Below are 19676 nucleotides of genomic sequence, written 5' to 3' on the forward strand. Positions count from 1 at the left end.
ATTAAACTAAAACCCTTACTATTTATTTAGTAAGGGTTTTTTATGTTTTATTATACCCTGATTCTGCTTAAGAGGCTCAATTTTATTATCTTCAAGTTTGATATGAATACTATTTATGAAGTTGAATAAAGAACTAGATCTTGCTTGGAATTTTGTAACTAATACAAATAGAAATATTTTTTTAACTGGTAAGGCTGGTACAGGTAAAACAACTTTTCTACATAAATTAAAATTACAATCTCAAAAACGAATGGTAGTTGTCGCTCCAACTGGAGTTGCTGCCATTAATGCTAAAGGGGTTACAATTCATTCTTTTTTTCAAATGCCTTTTGGCCCTATTTTACCAGATTCTGACTTAAATTCCTCCTCAGGTTTTAATAGAAAGTTTAGTAAGACGAAAATTAATATAATAAAGTCTTTAGATCTTTTAGTTATTGATGAAATTAGTATGGTTAGGTCTGATTTATTAGATGGGATTGATAAGACACTTAGGCGATTCAAGAATAGAAATTTAGTTTTTGGTGGAGTCCAGTTGTTAATGATAGGTGACCTTCAGCAATTATCTCCTGTAATAAAAGAACACGAATGGAGATTATTAAGCCCTTTTTATAAGAATGCTTTTTTCTTTAGTAGTCAGGCTTATCAAGCATGTGATGCGATTACTATTGAATTGAAATTTATATATAGACAAGATAACCCCGTGTTTATAGATATTCTTAATGAAGTTAGGAATAATAAATTGAGTAATATCTCAGCTGATGAACTTAATAAACGATATTATCCAGAATTTATAACTAATGAAAATGATGGTTATATTTCGTTAACGACGCATAACAATAAAGCTAATCAAACGAATCAACAAGAGCTTAAAAAACTTACTGGTAAATCTAAGGTCTACAAAGCAGAAGTTAAAGGAAATTTCCCAGAGCATTCTTACCCAAATAATGATGAACTTGAACTAAAAGTCGGAGCACAAGTCATGTTTGTTAAAAACGATAGCTCTCCTGAAAAGCGTTATTATAATGGCAAAATAGGCAAGGTTATTTTATTAGATGAAGATGAAGTTATTGTGAATTGTCCAGATGACGATTTTAATATAGTTACAAAACGTGAATTGTGGGAGAATATAAAATATACTGTAGATTCTGACACTAAAGCAATATCAGAAGATAAGATTGGAAGTTATACACAAATACCATTGCGCTTAGCATGGTCAATTACAATTCATAAAAGTCAAGGCTTAACTTTTGAAAAAGCTATTATAGATGCAGAAGGGGCTTTTGCTCATGGACAAACATATGTTGCACTCAGTCGCTGTAAATCTCTTGAAGGTTTAATATTAAAAAGTAAAATCACGCCAAATCAAATTATAAGCGATAACAATGTTATTTCTTTTAATGAAGATGCAGAAGCTAATCAACCTAATGATCAAATTCTAAGAGAATCCAAACGAACGTTTCAATTGGATTTAATTTCAGAGGTTTTTAATTTTTATAAATTCTTATATCCAGCAAATAGAATATTAGACATCTACTATAAAAATAGAGGTAGTATAGAAGGTAATATAGAAATACCTTTAACCAATATAAAAGTGTGTATAACTAATTTATTAAAAGTAAGTACGTCGTTTAATACGCAATTAAAGTCAATAGGTGATGCTCTTGATATTCCTGATTCAAATTCATCAATACAAGAAAGGTTCTCTAAAGCTGTGGCTTATTTTACAGATCAAACTAAATCAAAAATAGAAGACTCAATTAAAACATTCGGTTTTACTACAGATAATAAAACAATTGAAAAAGATATAAATAAACAATATGATACTCTAGAAGAATTATTGGCAACTAAGTTGTTGTATTTTGAAGGTCTAAAGAATGGATTCAATGTAGAACAGTTTCTTGATTTAAGGGCAAAATCTGTGTTTCTTGCAAAAGACAAACCAAAAAAACAACGTAAAGTTGTAATTGATGGAACCACAAATGTCGAGCTTTTTGAACTATTAAGAGAGTTAAGAAATCAAATAGCAAAGCGAGAAGATCTTGTTCATTTTCAAGTTTTTACACAGAAGTCATTATATGCCATGTGTGAACTATTACCAAATACAAAACAAGAGTTGAAAGCAGTACATGGAATGGGAAAAACACGTATTGAAAAGTACGGAACAGAAATTTTAAAAGTCATTAAAACGTATTGTGAAGAGAATGACATTGAAACTTCAAACGATGTTTCAGTTTTTGAAGAATTGAAACCAAAAAAAAGACAAAAAGGAGATACTAAGAAAATTTCTTTGGAATTATTTAAAGCAGGAAAGTCAGTAGATCAAATCGCATTAGAGCGAGATTTAAACACAAATACTATCTTTGGACATCTAGCTGAATTCATTTCTTCTGGTGAAGTAAAGATTACAGATTTAATAACAAAAGCTCACTTTTTAGAATTAAAAAAAATTATTCCAACTAAAACTTTCGAAAATTTATCAGATTTAAAACATCAAGTAGATGATAAATTCTCTTATGGGGAATTACGATTGGTAGTTAACGAGCTTTCAAAAAATTAAAAAGGCTTCAAAATTAAATTCTGAAGCCTTTAATATATATTCAAGTAATGTTATCCTTTAATCAAACCACGGGAAATAACAATTTTCTGAATCTCTGAAGTTCCCTCGTAAATCTGAGTAATTTTCGCATCACGCATTAAGCGCTCAACATGGTATTCTTTTACAAATCCATTTCCACCATGTATTTGAACCGCTTCAACCGTATGTTCCATAGCAACCTTACTAGCGTAAAGTTTAGCCATTGCACTACTCATATCGTAGTTATTACCCTGGTCTTTGTCCCAAGCCGATTTCATTACTAACATTCTAGCAGCTTCAATTTCTGTATACATATCTGCTAACTTAAATGCAATCGCCTGATGATTGCATATTTCTGTACCAAAAGCTTTACGCTCTTTAGAATATTTTAAAGCTAATTCATAAGCACCAGAAGCAATACCTAAAGCTTGTGCAGCAATACCTATTCTTCCACCAGAAAGTGTTTTCATAGCAAACCTAAATCCAGATCCATTAGCGCCAATTCTATTTTCTTTAGGGACTTTTACATCATTAAATTGTAGCGTGTGCGTGTCACTCCCTCTAATACCAAGCTTATCTTCTTTAGGCCCAATATCAAAACCTTTCATTCCTTTTTCAATAATAAAGGCATTAATACCATGAGATCCTTTGTGCTTATCGGTTTGAGCTATCACTAAATAAACATCAGAGCGTCCACCGTTAGTAATCCAGTTTTTAGTACCATTAAGTAAATAATGATCTCCTTTATCTATGGCAGTTGTTCTTTGCGAAGTTGCATCACTACCAGCTTCAGGTTCACTTAAACAAAAAGCTCCTATACTCTCACCTGTGGCTAGTTTTGTTAAGTATTTTTGTTTTTGTTCTTCTGTTCCATAAGCTTCAAGGCCATAACAAACTAAAGAATTATTTACAGAAACCATAACTGAGGCAGAAGCATCAATTTTAGAAAGTTCTTCCATAATTAATACATATGAGATGGCATCCATACCACTTCCTCCATATTTTGGATCTACCATGATACCCATAAAACCTAATTCTCCCATTTTACGGACCAATTCATCCGGAAATGTTTGCGCATTATCACGTTCTATTACACCAGGTAATAATTCAGTTTGTGCAAAATCACGTGCTGCATCGCGAATCATTAAATGTTCTTCTGTTAAGCTAAAGTCCATAAAAATCTAATTATTGATTTGATAAATTTTTGATGCAAAGATAAAGTTTTCTTGTGGTATTTTTAATAAGTAATGTTATTTTTACTAATATGATAAAATCTAATTTTAATGTCATTGGAGTAATGTCAGGTACATCTTTAGATGGAATCGATATAATTTATGCTGAATTCAAATTTGATAATCAATGGACTTTCGTAATTCATAATGCAGAAACAATTAAATACTCTAAAAAATGGAAGTCTATTTTAAAAGAATTGGTCAATAGAAGTAGGCTAGAGTTAGATAATATTGATGCTGAGTACTCAATTTATTTAGCTACTGTAATTCTAAATTTTTTAAAAGAAAATCAAATTGAAGCTATTGATTTTATTTCATCCCATGGTCATACAGCATTACATCAGCCAGAAAACGGTTTAACCTTACAAATTGGTAATAAACAGATTTTAGCTGAAGTTTTAAATCTAAAAGTTATTTGTGACTTTAGGATTCAAGATGTTCAGTATGGTGGTCAAGGAGCACCATTAGTTCCAATTGGTGATCGTTTATTATTTAGTCATTATGATTACTGTTTAAATTTAGGTGGTTTTGCTAACATTTCATTTGAAAATAAAAAGAATAGAATTGCTTATGATATTTGTCCAGTAAATATTGTTTTGAATCATTATGCGGCTAAATTGGGTATGGAATATGATGATAAAGGTAAAATAGCTTTAAGTGGTAAAGTGAGAAATGAATTATTGATTAAATTGAATGAACTTAATTTTTATACTGAGAGTCCTCCAAAATCCCTAGGCTTAGAATGGGTAGAATTAAATATTTTTCCATTAATTAATTCTTTTAATCTGCAGGTTGAAGATATTCTAAGCACATTCATCGAGCACATTGCTATACAAGTGTCTAAAGTGTTATATAAAAAGCATACTAATGTTTTGATTACTGGAGGTGGTGCGTACAATAAATTTTTAATTGAAAGGTTAAATATTTATTCGCCATGTCATATTATTATACCAACCAAAGAAATCATAGAGTTTAAAGAAGCCTTGGTTTTTGGTCTTTTAGGTGTTTTAAAAGAGATAAATGAAGTTAATTGCTTACAAAGTGTTACAGGTGCAATCAAAGATCACTCAAGCGGTAAAATTTTAATTCCTAAAAATCATGTATAATTAACATTAAGCTTTGATTGTTTTTTATATTTGTTACAACTAACTAAACGACTAAAATTGATAAAAAAGTTACTTCAAACTTACGAAAATAAGCCTCCAGAAATTGTTTTTCATTGGAATGATCCTGAAACTGAAGCAGAGGGTTGGACAGTCATAAATTCATTAAGAGGTGGCGCAGCTGGTGGTGGTACAAGAATGAGAAAAGGTTTAGATAAAAATGAGGTTTTATCATTAGCAAAGACAATGGAAGTCAAATTCACGGTTTCTGGACCTGCTATTGGTGGAGCTAAATCTGGAATAAATTTTGACCCTCAGGACCCAAGAAAAAAAGGCGTTTTAGAACGATGGTATGCTGCAGTTTCCCCATTATTAAAGAGTTATTACGGAACGGGTGGAGATTTAAATGTTGATGAAATACATGAGGTAATTCCAATTACTGAAGAAAGTGGTGTTTGGCATCCTCAAGAAGGTGTTTTTGAAGGTCACTTTAAACCAACACAAGCTGATAAAATTAATAGAATCGGTCAATTAAGGCAAGGGGTAATAAAGGTGATTGAAAATCCTCAATACTCTCCTGATGTTTCAAAAAAATATACAGTTGCAGACATGATTACTGGTTATGGTGTTGCTGTTGCAGCAAAACATTTTTATGAGATCAATGACGGTTCTATTAATGGTAAAAGAGTTATAGTTCAGGGTTTTGGTAATGTTGGAGCTGCCGCAGCTTTTTATTTTGCGCAAATGGGTGCAAAAGTTGTTGGTATAATAGATCGAGTTGGTGGATTAATTAATAGTGAAGGTTTTTCATTTAAAGAGATTACTGATTTATATCTTAGTAAAAACGGCAATACACTGGTCGCGGATAAATTAATCCCTTTTAAGGATATCAATAACAAGATTTGGTCATTGGAAACCGAGATCTTTGCTCCTTGTGCAGCATCAAGATTGGTTACTCAAAGCCAAATAGATCAAATGATAGATACAGGTTTAGAAGTTATAACGTGCGGAGCAAACGTCCCTTTTGCAGATAAGGAAATTTTCTTTGGATCGATTATGGAACACACTGACCAAAAAGTTAGTTTAATACCAGATTTTATTTCAAATTGTGGTATGGCTAGAGTTTTTGCTTACTTTATGGAGCGGAAGGTTTTAATGACAGACGAAGCTATATTTAATGATACTTCAAAGGTTATTAAAAAAGCCCTAATAGATGTGAAAGACCATAACCCAGCAAACATAGGTATTAGTGAAACCGCATTTGAGATTGCGTTAAGACAATTAATATAAAAACATCCCTTAATTATGGAAACAGTAATAATTCTCGTTTTTGTCTTTGGCTACTTAGCCATTACATTAGAACACAATATTAAAATAGATAAGCTAATTCCGGCTTTAGTAATGATGGCTATAAGTTGGGCCTTAATTTCTCTTGGCATTGATGATTTTTCACAATGGTTCGATTCAGCAAAACATAGTTTAATGGATAACTTTGGTTTGCTCCCACATGAAGAGAAAATGCATTTAATGGAAGAAACGTTACTGCATCATTTAGGTAAAACAGCCGAGATATTAGTTTTCCTTTTAGGGGCAATGACGATTGTCGAAATAATTGATTATTTTGATGGGTTCTCAACCATAAAGAATGCGGTTAACTTTAATAGTCGAAAGAAGCTTTTATGGATGTTTTCAATATTAGCTTTTATACTTTCTGCAATAATAGATAATTTAACGGCAACGATTGTTTTAATATCAATACTTCAAAAAATTGTTAAAGATAGAGATATTAGAATTTGGTATGCAGGTTTAATTATTATTGCAGCAAATGCTGGTGGTGCTTGGTCTCCGATTGGAGATGTTACAACTACTATGCTTTGGATAGGTGATAAAGTATCTACAGGTAAATTATTTATGTACCTCTTTATTCCATCTTTATTATGTATGATAGTACCAACATTTATTGCTTCTTTATTAAAACCATTTAAGGGTGAATTAGAGTTGCAAGAATCTGATGGAAAACCTAAGAATAAGTTTAGTTCTACTATGTTATTTTTAGGTCTAGGAGCAATAGTTTTTGTTCCTGTATTTAAAGTAATTACGCACTTACCTCCATATGTAGGTATGATGTTATCTCTTGGTGTGGTTGCAATATTTGCTGAGATATACAGTAATTCAAAATTTGCAATATCTGCCGCAGCCTCTGATGAACATAATGAACACGCAAGTCATAGTCCGGTACATTACTCGTTGTCTAAAATAGAATTACCGAGTATTTTATTCTTCTTAGGGATTTTAATGGCTGTTGCAGCATTAGAATCTTTGGGTATACTTTTTGGTTTTGCAGACACATTACAGAATAATACACCGATGCTAGGTACAGAACTTCATGGTGAAGGCGTTTCAGATTTAGTTGTTTTATTATTAGGTGTAGGTTCAGCAGTAATTGATAACGTGCCTTTAGTAGCGGCAAGTTTAGGTATGTTTTCTGAGCCGCTAGATAATGAATTATGGCATTTTATAGCATATTCAGCTGGTACAGGTGGAAGTATGTTAATAATTGGTTCTGCTGCGGGTGTTGTAGCTATGGGCATGGAAAAAATAGACTTTTTCTGGTATTTAAAGAAAATATCGTGGTTAGCATTAGTAGGCTTCTTGGCAGGTGCTATGGCATTTATGATAACTAGGTCAATTTTCTAACATACTTAAGTAAAAAACTTAACGTTATAACTTACAAGAACTTTTAAATTTAAAATTTTATTATATGATATTACTAAGTAATATTCAAGATGAAATAGGTATTGTAGCCGAGGGAGAGTCAATTGAAAAGACGCTGTCAATAATTGAGTTGATTACCAGTGGAGGTACTTCAGGAATGGTTATTATTCTTATTTTGTTTCTACTTTTGATTGTAACTACCTATATCTATTTTGAACGTATTTTTGCGATAAAAGCCGTTTCTAAAGTAGATTCAAACTTTATGAATCAAATTAAAGACCATGTTTCAAATGGAAAAATTGATTCTGCACAGATGCTATGTGCGCAGCAAAATTCGCCAGTGTCGAGATTAATTGGAAAAGGTATAACTAGAATAGGCAAGCCACTAGAAGATATAAATACAGCAATCGAGAATGCTGGAAAATTAGAGGTCTATAGCCTAGAGAAGAATGTAAGTGTACTTGCGACCATCTCGGGAGTTGCACCAATGATTGGGTTTTTAGGAACAGTAGTGGGTATGATTCTTTCAATTTTTGAATTAGCTAACGCTGGTGGAACAATACAAATGGACGTTTTAGCAAGTGGTTTATATACCGCTATGACAACTACTGTTGGCGGACTTATAGTGGGTATTATTGCATATGTGGCGTATAACCATGTTGTAGTAAAAACAGATAAAGTAGTTTATCAAATGGAGGCTAATTCTGTTGAGTTTTTAGATCACTTAAACGAGCCAATCTAATATGGATATTAGAGGAAGAAGAAATAAAGTAACGCCAGAGTTTAATTTCGCGTCTATGACCGATATTGTATTTCTCTTGTTGATATTTTTTATGATCGCTTCAACATTAGTTAGTACTAATGCTATTGATATTGTTTTGCCAAAGGCGAGCGGTAAAACAGAAAATAAAAAGTCTACAGCAGTAAGTATTAAAAAAGATTTAACCTACTATATTGATCAAAAGCGTGTAGGTGAGAGTGTTTTAGAGTCACAATTGTTATCTATTCTGTCTTCCCAAGAATCACCAACAATAGTATTGAGAGCTGAAAAGTCTGTTCCTGTTGAAAATGTGGTCAAGGTTATGGATATTGCCAATCGAAACAAATTCAAAGTAATATTAGCAGTGAAGCCAAACTAAACGGCATTATTTTTGAAACTATACTAATGAAAGTATAAAACAGTGAAATATTTAGAGACCAAACATCAACGTAATTCGGCAAGAATAACTGGGCTTATTGCACTGTTGCTTTTCTTGTTGTTATTTTTTGTTGGACCTCAATATTTAGATCCACCAGAAGAATATGGAGTCGCTGTTAATTTTGGTACTACTGATTTTGGAAGTGGGAGCAAACCACTTAGTGAACCTAGAAAAGCAATAGAGGAAAAAGTAGTAGAAGAACAATCTGTTGAAGAATCTCAACCCGAAGAAGCAGAAGTTACACCAACTGAAGCTAGTACCAAGGCCGAAGAAATACTAACACAAGACAATGCAGAGGCTCTCGCTATAAAGAAGCAAAAAGAGGCTGAAGCAAAGGCCAGAGCAGCAGAAGCCAAAGCTAAAGCTGAGCAAGAACGAATTGAACGCCAAAAAAGAGAAGCAGAAGAAAAAAAGAGACGTGAGGATGAGGAGAATAAAAGAAAGCTGGATGACCTTATAGGTGGTGTTAAAAATTCAAATGGTAATACTGATGGCGGAGAAGGGCCAGATAGTCAAGGAGGTAATAAAGGTCAATTAGATGGCGATCCCTATGCACCAAGTTATTTTGGTGGTTCTGGGCCTGGAAAAGGTGGTGTAGGCTACGGTCTAGGAGGTAGAGGTAGACCGTCCAAAAAGATATATAAACAGCAATGTAACGAATACGGTTTAGTCGTTGTACGTATAGAAGTTAATAGACAGGGTAAAGTAGTTAAGGCTGAACCAGGAATTAGAGGAACAACTAATACACATCCTTGTTTATTAGAGCCTGCAAAAAAAATAGCTTTGTCTCACAAATGGCCAGCAGATTCAGATGCACCATCCACACAAGTTGGCTTTGTTAGTATCAATTTCGCTTTAGGTCAATAATTCATGAATTATCAAGATACAATCAATTGGATGTTTCAGCAGTTGCCAATGTATCAAAATAAAGGCAAAACTGCTTTTAAAAAAGATCTATCAAATACTTTAAGTTTTTCTGAACACTTAGGAGAGCCGCAGAACAAGTTCAAATCTATTCATGTAGGTGGAACTAATGGAAAGGGTTCCACGAGTCATATGCTGGCTTCTATACTGCAAGAGGCAGGTTATAAAGTAGGATTATATACATCACCGCACTTAAAAGATTTTAGAGAGCGTATAAGAATTAATGGAAGAGTTGTTAGTAAACAATTTGTCATTGGTTTTGTAAGGCGAAATAGAATTTTTCTTAAAAATAACCAATTGTCTTTTTTTGAAATGACTGTTGGAATGGCTTTTGATTATTTTGAAAAGCAGAAAGTCGATATAGCACTAATTGAAGTTGGTCTAGGAGGACGATTAGACTCAACTAACATTATCAGGCCTGAGTTATCGGTTATAACAAATATTGGTTTTGATCATATGCAGTTCTTAGGTAATACGCTCGATAAAATAGCCAAAGAAAAAGCGGGAATAATAAAAAACAAAATCCCAGTAGTAATTGGGGAAACCCAAAATGAAACTAAAAACGTTTTTAAAGAGAAAGCTAAATTGACAAAATCAGAAATTTATTTTGCGGATCAACTTATAGACTATGTTTTAGAAAGTGACTTAAAAGGGAGCTATCAAATTCATAATATAAAAACTGTTCTTCAATCTATTGAGATTTTGCGACAATCTCATTTTAATATCTCAAAAGCACAACTTCTAAAAGGACTTCTAAATGTCTCCAAAAACACTGGTTTTATGGGGAGATGGCAAGTTTTAGGACATAGACCTAAGGTAATTTGTGATACAGCACATAATAAGGAAGGGTTAAGTTTTACAATAGAACAATTAAAAACAGAAACCTTTAATAGACTCCACATGGTCCTTGGTTTTGTTAGTGATAAGGACTTAAACTCTATCGCAGCACTACTTCCTAAAGATGCTATTTACTATTTTTGTAAACCAAACGTACAACGCGGGTTAGATGCAAAAATATTACAAGATTTTATGCGAAATAATAATTGTATTGGTAACACTTATTATTCTGTTGAAGAAGCCTTATTAACAGCAAAATCAATGGCCGAAAAACAAGATCTAATTTACATTGGAGGTAGTACTTTTGTAGTGGCTGAAATAATTTAATTTTTTTATAAAAAATCTTTTGAGGTTTTAAAAACTAGTCTATATTTGCAGTCCTAATAATTAGGGCGCGTAGCTCAGTTGGTTCAGAGCACTTGGTTTACACCCAAGGGGTCAGGGGTTCGAATCCCTTCGCGCCCACAGAAGTTCACAGAAATGTGAACTTTTTTTGTTTAAAAAGGGGTCATTAACTCAGTTGGTTTAGAGTGTTACCTTGACAGGGTAGAAGTCACTGGTTCGAATCCAGTATGACCCACATTTTAGATATATTTAAGTATACGTTCTAAAGCCATTCCTCGAGAACCTTTAATTAATAGAGTTGAATTTGAAATATCTAAATTATTGAGTATTGGTATTAAATCCTCAAACTTGGCGAATTTTTGAATCCCTTCAGTAGATTTTGTTTTGAAGAAATTCTGTCCGATTAAATAAACATTTTTAGCAAAATTAGTGTTGACAGAATCGACAATATTTTGATGTTCTTTTTCCGCATCTTTACCTAATTCAAACATATCGCCAAGAAATAGATATTTATTGTCTGCTTTCAATTGTTTCAAGTTTTTTAATGCAGCAAGCATACTAGTAGGATTTGCATTATAGGCATCTAAGATAATTGTCGTTGTATCTCTATTGATAATTTCAGAACGATTATTATCTGGTTGATAACTTTCAATTGCTTCTTTTATATTTTCAGGTTTAACCTTAAATAACTGTCCAACGGAAATAGCTATTGCTATATTGCCAAAATTATAGTCTCCAATAAGTTGACTTTCTATTTCTAATTCTTTGTATTTTAAAGATACATATGGGTTGGCCTTATTAAATGTTACAATACAATCGTTATTTAAATTAGCTCCAAAAGTCGTAACGTTATTATAATCAGAAATTTGTTTAGTTTGTAGATTGTCTTCCGTATTAATGAAAACTGTCTTGTTATTTACTCTTAAGAAATCATACAATTCAGATTTACCTTTAATAACCCCTTCAATACCACCAAATCCCTCTAAATGAGCTTTTCCAAAGTTGGTGATAAGACCAAAATCTGGTTGTGCGATGTTACAAAGAAATTCAATTTCTTTTTGATGATTTGCGCCCATTTCTACAATACCAAAATCTAAATCATTTGTAAAACCTAACAGTGTAAGTGGTACTCCTATGTGATTGTTGAGATTACCTTTTGTTGCCTTAACTTTATATTCCGTGGATAAAACGGCATTTATAAGTTCTTTAGTTGTGGTTTTGCCATTACTACCTGTTAAAGAAATTATAGGAATACCTATTTTGTTTCTATGATAAGTTGCTAATTCTTGAAGCGTCGTAAGCACATCATTAACTAAGATACAGTTTGCATTAATATTAGCATTAGGATTGTCTATAACACAAAATTTTGCTTTATTTTCAAACGCTTTCTGTACAAAATTATTACCATCAAAATTATTACCTTTTAGAGCAAAGTACATGCATCCCTTGGCAAGGTTTCTAGTATCAGTTGATATAGAATTGCTATTTTTAAATTTGCGATATATGTCTTCAATTTCCATAGGCTTAAAAATAAAAAAGTCCTGATAAATTTATCAGGACTTTTTAATAATATTATTTAACGTTTTTTAATTACGTTTCTTTGCATTCTTTACAGATTTAGAACCAACTCTAGATACAGCACATCTGAATCCGATATAATCGGTGGCCATGTCTTGTGGGAAGTATCTACGTTGAGCAGGATCTATCCAATACGCTCTGTCTCTCCAAGAACCACCTTTATAAACTCTTACTTCATCATTAATTAAAGACGTTCGATTGTTCGATTTATCATATTGTCTAACTAGTTTACCATCTACAGAATCTAATTGTACACTATGTTTTGGAGAATTATACATCTTACCAGTATTATTTTTTCTTTCTTCACCTTCATCAAAGCTTTCTCTGTAGTATCGAGAAGATCGCTTATCACCATCTCTAAAGTTTCTATTGTCACTTTCACTAAATTGAGTTCTCAAATAAGTTTCTTTATCATCAACTGGGATTTTAGCAATTTCTCCTGGTAAATCTCTTGCGATAATCTTTCCGTTTGCTAAAGTATCATATACAATCTCTTCCATTGTAACCACTTTAACTGTACCATCTTCATTTAGTGCATTTTTAGTATATACGTTACCTCTATAATAATTGAAATCATTAAATTCATCGTCTACTATTGGGCGATAAACATCAGCAACCCATTCAGCTACATTACCAGCCATGTCATAAAGTCCAAAGTCATTTGGCTCGTAAGATTTTACTTGAGCAGTAATATCAGCACCATCATCAGACCAACCAGCGATTCCGCCATAGTCACCTTTTCCTTGTTTAAAGTTAGCTAACTGATCTCCACGATTAACACGTTTACCAGATCTTGTATATTGTCCATCCCAAGGATATTTTTTACGACCTCTATATACGTTGTACTCTCTCAATTCACTCATGCCTAATGCTGCATATTCCCATTCAGCTTCAGTCGGTAGTCTATATTTTACAGGTATTAGTCCCGTTTCTCTACTAGCATACTTATTAATTTCGTTACCCTCAGCATCAGTTTGAACTCTTCTTTTTCCTCCAGTTAAAACTTCTTCCTTGCCACCATAAGTTTGTGTAGGGGCATTAATGTAAGTATCAACATCAAATGTACTTTCTGCACTAAGATCAGTATATTGAGCGTCTCTTTTTATATATCCGGCTTCTTGTAAAGACATTTCTGCTACACGGTTAGATCTCCAATTTGCATATTCAACAGCTTGGATCCAACTTACTCCTACAACAGGATAGTTGGCATAACCTGGATGACGCAAATAATTTTCTGTCATCATCTCATTATACCCTAAACGATTTCTCCAAACTAATGTGTCTGGAAGGGCTCCTTTATAAATAAGTGAATAATTTGGATCATCTGGTGGGTAAACACTTTTTAAATAATCTAAATAAAATAAGTAATTAAGATTAGTAACTTCGTTTTCATCCATGTAAAATGATTGTATATGCTGTTTGTTTGGAGTGTTATTCCAATCGTGCATAGGATCATCTTGTACTTTACCCATTGTAAAAGTACCGCCTTCTACAAAAGATGTACCCGGTGGAGTTTCTTGTTCTTTGAAATTAGTATTGTACTGAAAACCGCCATCTTTGGCATTAATTTTCCAGCCTGTAGCGCTATCTGTATTACCAGAATTGGATGAACGTTTACAGCTAACAATACTAGCACAAACTAATAGTGTTATTAAAAATTTTAGGTTTGAGACATTTTTCATATCCATACGTTTAAGTAAGCTCGTTAAATTTTAGATGTGCAATATAACAATTAAAGGTAAACTAGCAACTTTTTTTTACGTCAAAATGTAAAAAATTGTGCATTTCATCCTTTTTTTTGAACATGACAACGGATTTTTGGTCAATTATCGTCTTATTTTGCTCTTTAATAACGAGACCATAAATAAATTATTGTTGTATTTTTGAAATAATAATAAGCGCATCATAATAAGCGACTGTAAAGGGCGTTATTTTAATGTAATTTGTACCAAAGTCAGGTTAGTGATATTTATTTGGTATGAACAGAGATTACTAAAAACCAATATGTATTAATGAAAAATTGCTATATTTTTCTATTCCTATTTGCAGTTATAAGCACTTTTGGACAAAAAAAAGAGTTTGTAATAGAATGGACCGGAACAAAGACACTAGAAAATGAGTATGGGAAAATAGAAGTTCCTTCGTTTAGTTCTAGGCATTTCGATTATAATTCAGCAAAGGGTCTAACATTTTTTGCTCAATGGGAAGGAAGCGGAAATAGTATTGATGAGAACTCGGTAAGCTTGTCTAATGTTCTTTATGAAAATATAAGTACAGCAGATTTAAAGAACCTAAATAGAGCATTAATACCAACTTCACCAAAATTTCAACTTTATAACTCAAACGCTAGAGGTATTCGCTCTTATTATTTCGAATTAAGTCCTATAATTAATGATAGAGGCGTTTATAAGAAAATTACAAATGTAACGGTTAATTATAGTTCGTTAGCTGGTCGAAATCAGTTTAGTGCTAGAAATGAAGTTACAAATTCTGTTTTAAGTTCTGGTGAGTGGTATCGATTCTATATCGAAAAATCAGGAGTTTTTCGACTTTCAAAAGGCTTCTTAAGTAGTTTAGGTATTAATACTAATTCAGTAGATCCAAGGAATATAAAGATTTATGGTAATGGTGGTAGGATGTTACCACTATTAAACGCAGCTAATTACCCTTTCGATGTAGTTGAAAATGCTGTAAAATTTGTTGGCGAGGAAGATGGCAGTCTTGATAACGAGGATTATATACTGTTTTATGGAGAAGGTCCGACAACTTATAGTGAAGAAAGTCAGACAAATTTAAATCTCTATACTGATAGAACATATTATTATATTAACGTAAGTTCTGGCAGTGGTAAACGGATTCAAGCCATGCCAGAAATTATTGGCTCTCCGGATATTGAGATTAATTCATTCCAAGATTATCAATTTTACGAAGTCGATGAGCATAATTTAGCAAAATTAGGACGACGTTGGTTTGGTGATGATTTTGATATAGAAAACCAACGTGTTTATGACTTTCAGTTTCCTAATTTGGTGACGACAGAACCTGTGAGGTTTGATATTGCCGTAGGTTCTGTTGCTGAAACAAATGGCACAACTATGGGAATTACCATCAATGGTAACTTTGTTTCTAGTTTAGGTTTAGGTCAGATTAGTCCTGGCTCGGTGCTAGGGACTGCAGTGGCTTATGGTGAAAATCTAAATATTACTTCAGATGTAATAACTGTAACTCTAGATTACAATAATAATGGAAATCCATCGGCTAATGCATATCTCGATTTTATAAATATAGAGGCTACTAGAGGTTTAAGATATGAGGGTGAGCAATTGATTTTTAAAAATAATGAAGTTGTTAACAATTCTGGAATTGCACAATATAATTTATCAAATTCTGCGGGTACTCAAGAAGTGTGGGATATTACCGATAGATTTAATGTTACCAATATTTTAAATTCGGATAATCAAAACGAGTTATCCTTTAAAGCACAAGCTGGAGAAGAGCGAACATATTTAGCCTTTTCATTAGCCAATGTTTACGAGCCACTTAGAGATACGAGATCTACTGTTGCTAATCAGAATTTGAAAGGAACAATCTTTAACAATACACAAGGTGCTTTTGAGGATATTGATTATATTATTTTGGCGCCATCTCAGTTTATCTCGCAAGCAGAGCGTTTAGCTCAGATTAATAGAAATCAGTATGATCTAAATGTTAAGGTAGTTGACCTGCAAACTATTTATAATGAGTTTAGTACAGGAAGTCAAGATATTGCAGCGTTAAGAAATTTTATTAAATACGTTTATGATAATGCGAGTAGCGCAAGCAATCGTCTAAAATACTTGTGTTTATTTGGTGATGGGTCCTATGATTATAAAAATAGAGTGCAAAATAACACCAATTTGGTACCTTCTTGGTATTCCCTTCCTAGTTTTAGTCTTACTAATTCTTTTGTTTCAGATGATTTTTACGCCATGTTAGATGATAATGAAGGGTCAATGAATACGTCTAATAGAATGGACATAGCTGTTGGTCGAATATTAGCAGAAGATGTTCAACGTGCAAAAGAGATGGTAGATAAAATAGAGTCTTATTATCAACCTGAAGCTTACGGAAATTGGAGAAATAATATATTGCTTATTTCTGATGATGTTGATGTTGCATGGGAAAGGATTTTGGAAAATACCACTGATGGGCTTGGGGAAACTTTAAAGGCCGAAAAGCCCTTTCTTAATATTACTAAAATTCATACTGATGCTTTTGAGCAAGAGTCTTCTGCTGCAGGTAACCGTTACCCGAAGGTAAATAAGGCTGTTAAAGATGCGATAGAAGTAGGTGCTTTAGTTGTTAATTATTTTGGTCATGGTGGTGAAGATGGTTTAGCTAAGGAACGTATTTTCGATAGATTTGACGCGCAAGAGATAAACAATGTTTGTAAGTTTAATTTATTTGTAACTGTAACTTGCGAGTATACAAAGTTTGATGATCCAGAAAGAGATACTGCTGGCGAGTTTACATTTTGGAATAAAAATGGAGGAGCAATTAGTCTCATAACAACAACACGACAAATTTTTGTAACAACTGGTGTTACTTTTAATGAAACATTGGATGATTATGTGTTTGCTTTTGGATCTAATGACTACCCATCTATTGGTGAAGCATTACGACTAACAAAAACGGATAATAGTATCGCTGGTTCCTCTCAGAAACGATTGGTGTTTTTAATAGGCGATCCTGCAATGAAATTGGCCTTTGCCGAACCAGACATTAGGCTAACCGAAGTGAATGATGTTGTTATTACCCAACCCATAGATACTTTAAAAGCATTAAGTTATAATAAACTGTCAGGTGAGGTTACTGATGTTAACGGTAACTTATTATCAAATTATAATGGCACACTAACAGCTACAGTTTATGATAAACAGATAGAGCGTCAAACATTAGGAAATGATGGAATAACTGATAGTAATGGTCTCATTATTTTAGACTTTAATACCTTAGGGGAAATTATATTTAAAGGCCAAGCAAGTATTACAAATGGTCAATTTGATTTTGATTTTATTGTGCCTAGAGACATAGGGATTCCTGTTGGTAACGGTAAAGTTAGTTTCTATGCACAAACGGAAAATCCATTATCAAATCAGGCAGGTGCAAATTTTGATATAAAAGTAGGTGGTATTAATGAAAATGCACCAGAAGATAATATTGGACCAGTGATTAACTTATTTATGAATGATGAAAATTTTGTTTCAGGCGGAATAACTAATGAGTCACCAAATCTATTAGCTAAGTTGCAAGATGATAATGGTATCAATACAGCTAGTGGTATAGGACATGATATTACTGCAATAATAGATGGAGACGAAACTAATCCTATAGTTTTAAATGACTATTATCAGGCCAATGTTGATGATTATACTAATGGAACAGTAACATACCCTTTTAGAGATTTAGAACCAGGTTTACATACTTTAACTTTAAAAGCATGGGATGTGTATAATAACTCTTCTACTTCAGAAATTCAATTTGTTGTTTTCGATAAAGACGAAGAATTAGTCATAAATAATGTGCTTAATTACCCAAATCCTTTTGTTAATTACACAGAGTTCTGGTTTAATCACAATAGTATTGAACCTTTAGACGTTTCAGTACAGATATTTACTGTTTCAGGAAAATTAGTTAGAACTTTAAATGGGCAAACTACAGGTGGTAGTAAATCTGTTAGCTCGTTATCCAAAGACATTGTATGGGATGGAAGAGATGATTTTGGAGATAAAATTGGAAAAGGTGTGTATGTCTATAAACTAAAAGTAAGATCTAGCCGTTTAAATAAACAAGTCGAAAAGATTCAAAAACTTGTTATACTATAATAATAATTTATATTTGTTAATGAATTAGTGCTCCAAAAATAGCATTAATAACTCACTATTGAACATGAAGAAATACGTAATAATCCTTGTAGCTTTTGTAACATTTAACCAAATAAATGGTCAAGAGACTATAACATTTCCAGATCAATCTTCTGTAATAACTACAGGTGTTCCATTTATGCTTATTGCGCCAGATGCGCGTTCAGCTAGTATGGGTGACATGGGTGTGGCCACATCAGTAGACGGATTTTCACAACAATGGAATCCTGCAAAATATGCATTTTCAGAAGCTAAGTCTGGTGTAAGTTTAAGCTACACGCCTTATTTGAGTAAGCTGGTCAATGATATTTCAATCAGCTATGCCACATATTTTAATAGAATTAATGAATACAGTGCGGTTTCAGCCAGTTTTAAGTATTTTAGTTTAGGAGAAATTACTCTTACACAAAGCGAAAACGATCCTGGAATAAACGTTAAGCCGAACGAATTTACCGCAGATGTAGCCTACACTTTAAGATTAGCAGATCAATTTTCTATGGCAGTGGCGGTAAGATATATGAGGTCAGATTTAAGGATAAACCAAGTAGATCCTAATGCAGATGCAGCAAGTTCTTTTGGTGCAGATATTACTGGGTTTTATCAAAGTGAAGAGGAGGCTTATAATGATTTTAATGGAAGATGGAGAGCTGGTTTTGCCATTCAGAATTTGGGTCCTAAATTTAAGTATGATGATGGTGGAAGAGAAAACTTTCAACCAACTAATCTTAGGCTGGGACTTGGTTTCGATTTTATTTTTGATGAGTATAGTAAGTTAGGTTTAACTGCTGAAGTTGCTAAATTATTAGTGCCAACACCACCAAAATTTGGTTTTGTTGATACAAATGGTGATGGAGAACAAACTGATGACGATCCGAGTACAACAGACGTAAACGAGGCTGAACCGACTATTATTACAGAAGGACAAAGTAATGACGTCAGCTTTTTAAATGGTGTTTTTCAATCTTTTGGTGACGCACCAGGAGGATTTAGTGAGGAGCTTAGAGAGTTTACATGGTCATTAGGTGCAGAATATACCTATCAAGAAAACTTTGCTTTTAGAGCAGGTTACTTTAATGAGGCTGAAGACAAAGGTGCAAGGAAGTTCTTTGCGTTAGGTGCTGGGTTTAAATACACTACTATTAATATTGATTTATCTTACTTGTTTTCTGCGTCTCGAGTACAAAGTCCGTTAGAAAATACATTGCGTTTTTCACTAACATTTAATTTCGGTGACGGTGAGTATGATGAATATTAGAACCAATAAT

13 protein-coding genes and 2 tRNA genes are annotated in these 19676 nt (G+C 32.9%); 12 read left to right on the forward strand and 3 right to left on the reverse strand.

From position 1 onward, the window contains the following. The first annotated feature begins 115 nt into the window (after positions 1-115). On the forward strand, positions 116-2557 hold the full coding sequence (locus tag ACFWU4_RS15000) for a helix-turn-helix domain-containing protein (protein ID WP_411129346.1): 2442 nt from the start codon (positions 116-118) through the stop codon (positions 2555-2557). 50 nt (positions 2558-2607) lie between these two features. Here ACFWU4_RS15000 and ACFWU4_RS15005 read toward each other — a convergent pair whose 3' ends face one another. Then, the gene (locus tag ACFWU4_RS15005; protein ID WP_411129348.1) at positions 2608-3750 is read right to left on the reverse strand and encodes an acyl-CoA dehydrogenase; all 1143 of its coding nucleotides are present in this window, start codon (positions 3748-3750) and stop codon (positions 2608-2610) included. A gap of 89 nt (positions 3751-3839) precedes the next feature. Here ACFWU4_RS15005 and ACFWU4_RS15010 point away from each other — a divergent pair, with 89 nt between their 5' ends. The 9 genes from ACFWU4_RS15010 to ACFWU4_RS15050 all read left to right on the forward strand — a co-directional run bounded on the left by ACFWU4_RS15010 (position 3840) and on the right by ACFWU4_RS15050 (position 11165). Further along, positions 3840-4913 (forward strand): anhydro-N-acetylmuramic acid kinase, encoded by a 1074-nt coding sequence (locus tag ACFWU4_RS15010; RefSeq protein WP_411129350.1) that lies wholly within the window; start codon positions 3840-3842, stop codon positions 4911-4913. A gap of 60 nt (positions 4914-4973) precedes the next feature. Then, positions 4974-6200, forward strand: coding sequence for a Glu/Leu/Phe/Val dehydrogenase dimerization domain-containing protein (locus tag ACFWU4_RS15015; protein ID WP_411129663.1), 1227 nt, complete (start codon positions 4974-4976; stop codon positions 6198-6200). A gap of 15 nt (positions 6201-6215) precedes the next feature. Further along, positions 6216-7607: a sodium:proton antiporter NhaD gene (gene nhaD, locus ACFWU4_RS15020; protein ID WP_411129352.1), complete on the forward strand. Its 1392-nt coding sequence runs from the start codon at positions 6216-6218 to the stop codon at positions 7605-7607. 64 nt (positions 7608-7671) lie between these two features. Further along, positions 7672-8367 (forward strand): MotA/TolQ/ExbB proton channel family protein, encoded by a 696-nt coding sequence (locus ACFWU4_RS15025; protein WP_411129354.1) that lies wholly within the window; start codon positions 7672-7674, stop codon positions 8365-8367. 1 nt (position 8368) lies between these two features. Beyond that, complete coding sequence (locus ACFWU4_RS15030; protein WP_411129356.1) at positions 8369-8764, forward strand: ExbD/TolR family protein; 396 nt, start codon at positions 8369-8371, stop codon at positions 8762-8764. A 42-nt stretch (positions 8765-8806) separates the two neighbouring features. Continuing rightward, complete coding sequence (locus tag ACFWU4_RS15035) at positions 8807-9691, forward strand: energy transducer TonB (protein ID WP_411129358.1); 885 nt, start codon at positions 8807-8809, stop codon at positions 9689-9691. Positions 9692-9694: 3 nt separating this feature from the next. Continuing rightward, positions 9695-10912 carry a bifunctional folylpolyglutamate synthase/dihydrofolate synthase gene (locus tag ACFWU4_RS15040; protein ID WP_411129360.1) on the forward strand — a complete coding sequence of 406 codons (1218 nt, stop codon included), beginning with the start codon at positions 9695-9697 and terminating at the stop codon, positions 10910-10912. Between the two features lie 63 nt (positions 10913-10975). Then, positions 10976-11050 (forward strand) — tRNA-Val (locus ACFWU4_RS15045). Positions 11051-11090: 40 nt separating this feature from the next. Further along, a tRNA-Val gene (locus ACFWU4_RS15050) sits at positions 11091-11165 on the forward strand. A 4-nt stretch (positions 11166-11169) separates the two neighbouring features. On the opposite strand, the gene ACFWU4_RS15055 is transcribed toward ACFWU4_RS15050, so the two are convergent. Both ACFWU4_RS15055 and gldJ read right to left on the reverse strand, forming a co-directional pair. After that, positions 11170-12450, reverse strand: coding sequence for a UDP-N-acetylmuramoyl-tripeptide--D-alanyl-D-alanine ligase (locus ACFWU4_RS15055; protein ID WP_411129362.1), 1281 nt, complete (start codon positions 12448-12450; stop codon positions 11170-11172). Between the two features lie 66 nt (positions 12451-12516). After that, positions 12517-14196, reverse strand: a complete 1680-nt coding sequence (gene gldJ / locus ACFWU4_RS15060; protein ID WP_411129363.1) for a gliding motility lipoprotein GldJ — start codon at positions 14194-14196, stop codon at positions 12517-12519. 324 nt (positions 14197-14520) lie between these two features. Here gldJ and porU point away from each other — a divergent pair, with 324 nt between their 5' ends. Both porU and porV read left to right on the forward strand, forming a co-directional pair. Continuing rightward, positions 14521-18372: a type IX secretion system sortase PorU gene (gene porU, locus ACFWU4_RS15065; RefSeq protein WP_411129365.1), complete on the forward strand. Its 3852-nt coding sequence runs from the start codon at positions 14521-14523 to the stop codon at positions 18370-18372. Positions 18373-18436: 64 nt separating this feature from the next. Beyond that, the gene (gene porV, locus ACFWU4_RS15070; RefSeq protein ID WP_411129367.1) at positions 18437-19666 is read left to right on the forward strand and encodes a type IX secretion system outer membrane channel protein PorV; all 1230 of its coding nucleotides are present in this window, start codon (positions 18437-18439) and stop codon (positions 19664-19666) included. The last annotated feature ends 10 nt before the right edge of the window (positions 19667-19676 follow it).

Source organism: Winogradskyella sp. PE311, assembly GCF_046545555.1.
In the GTDB taxonomy this organism is placed as follows: domain Bacteria; phylum Bacteroidota; class Bacteroidia; order Flavobacteriales; family Flavobacteriaceae; genus Winogradskyella.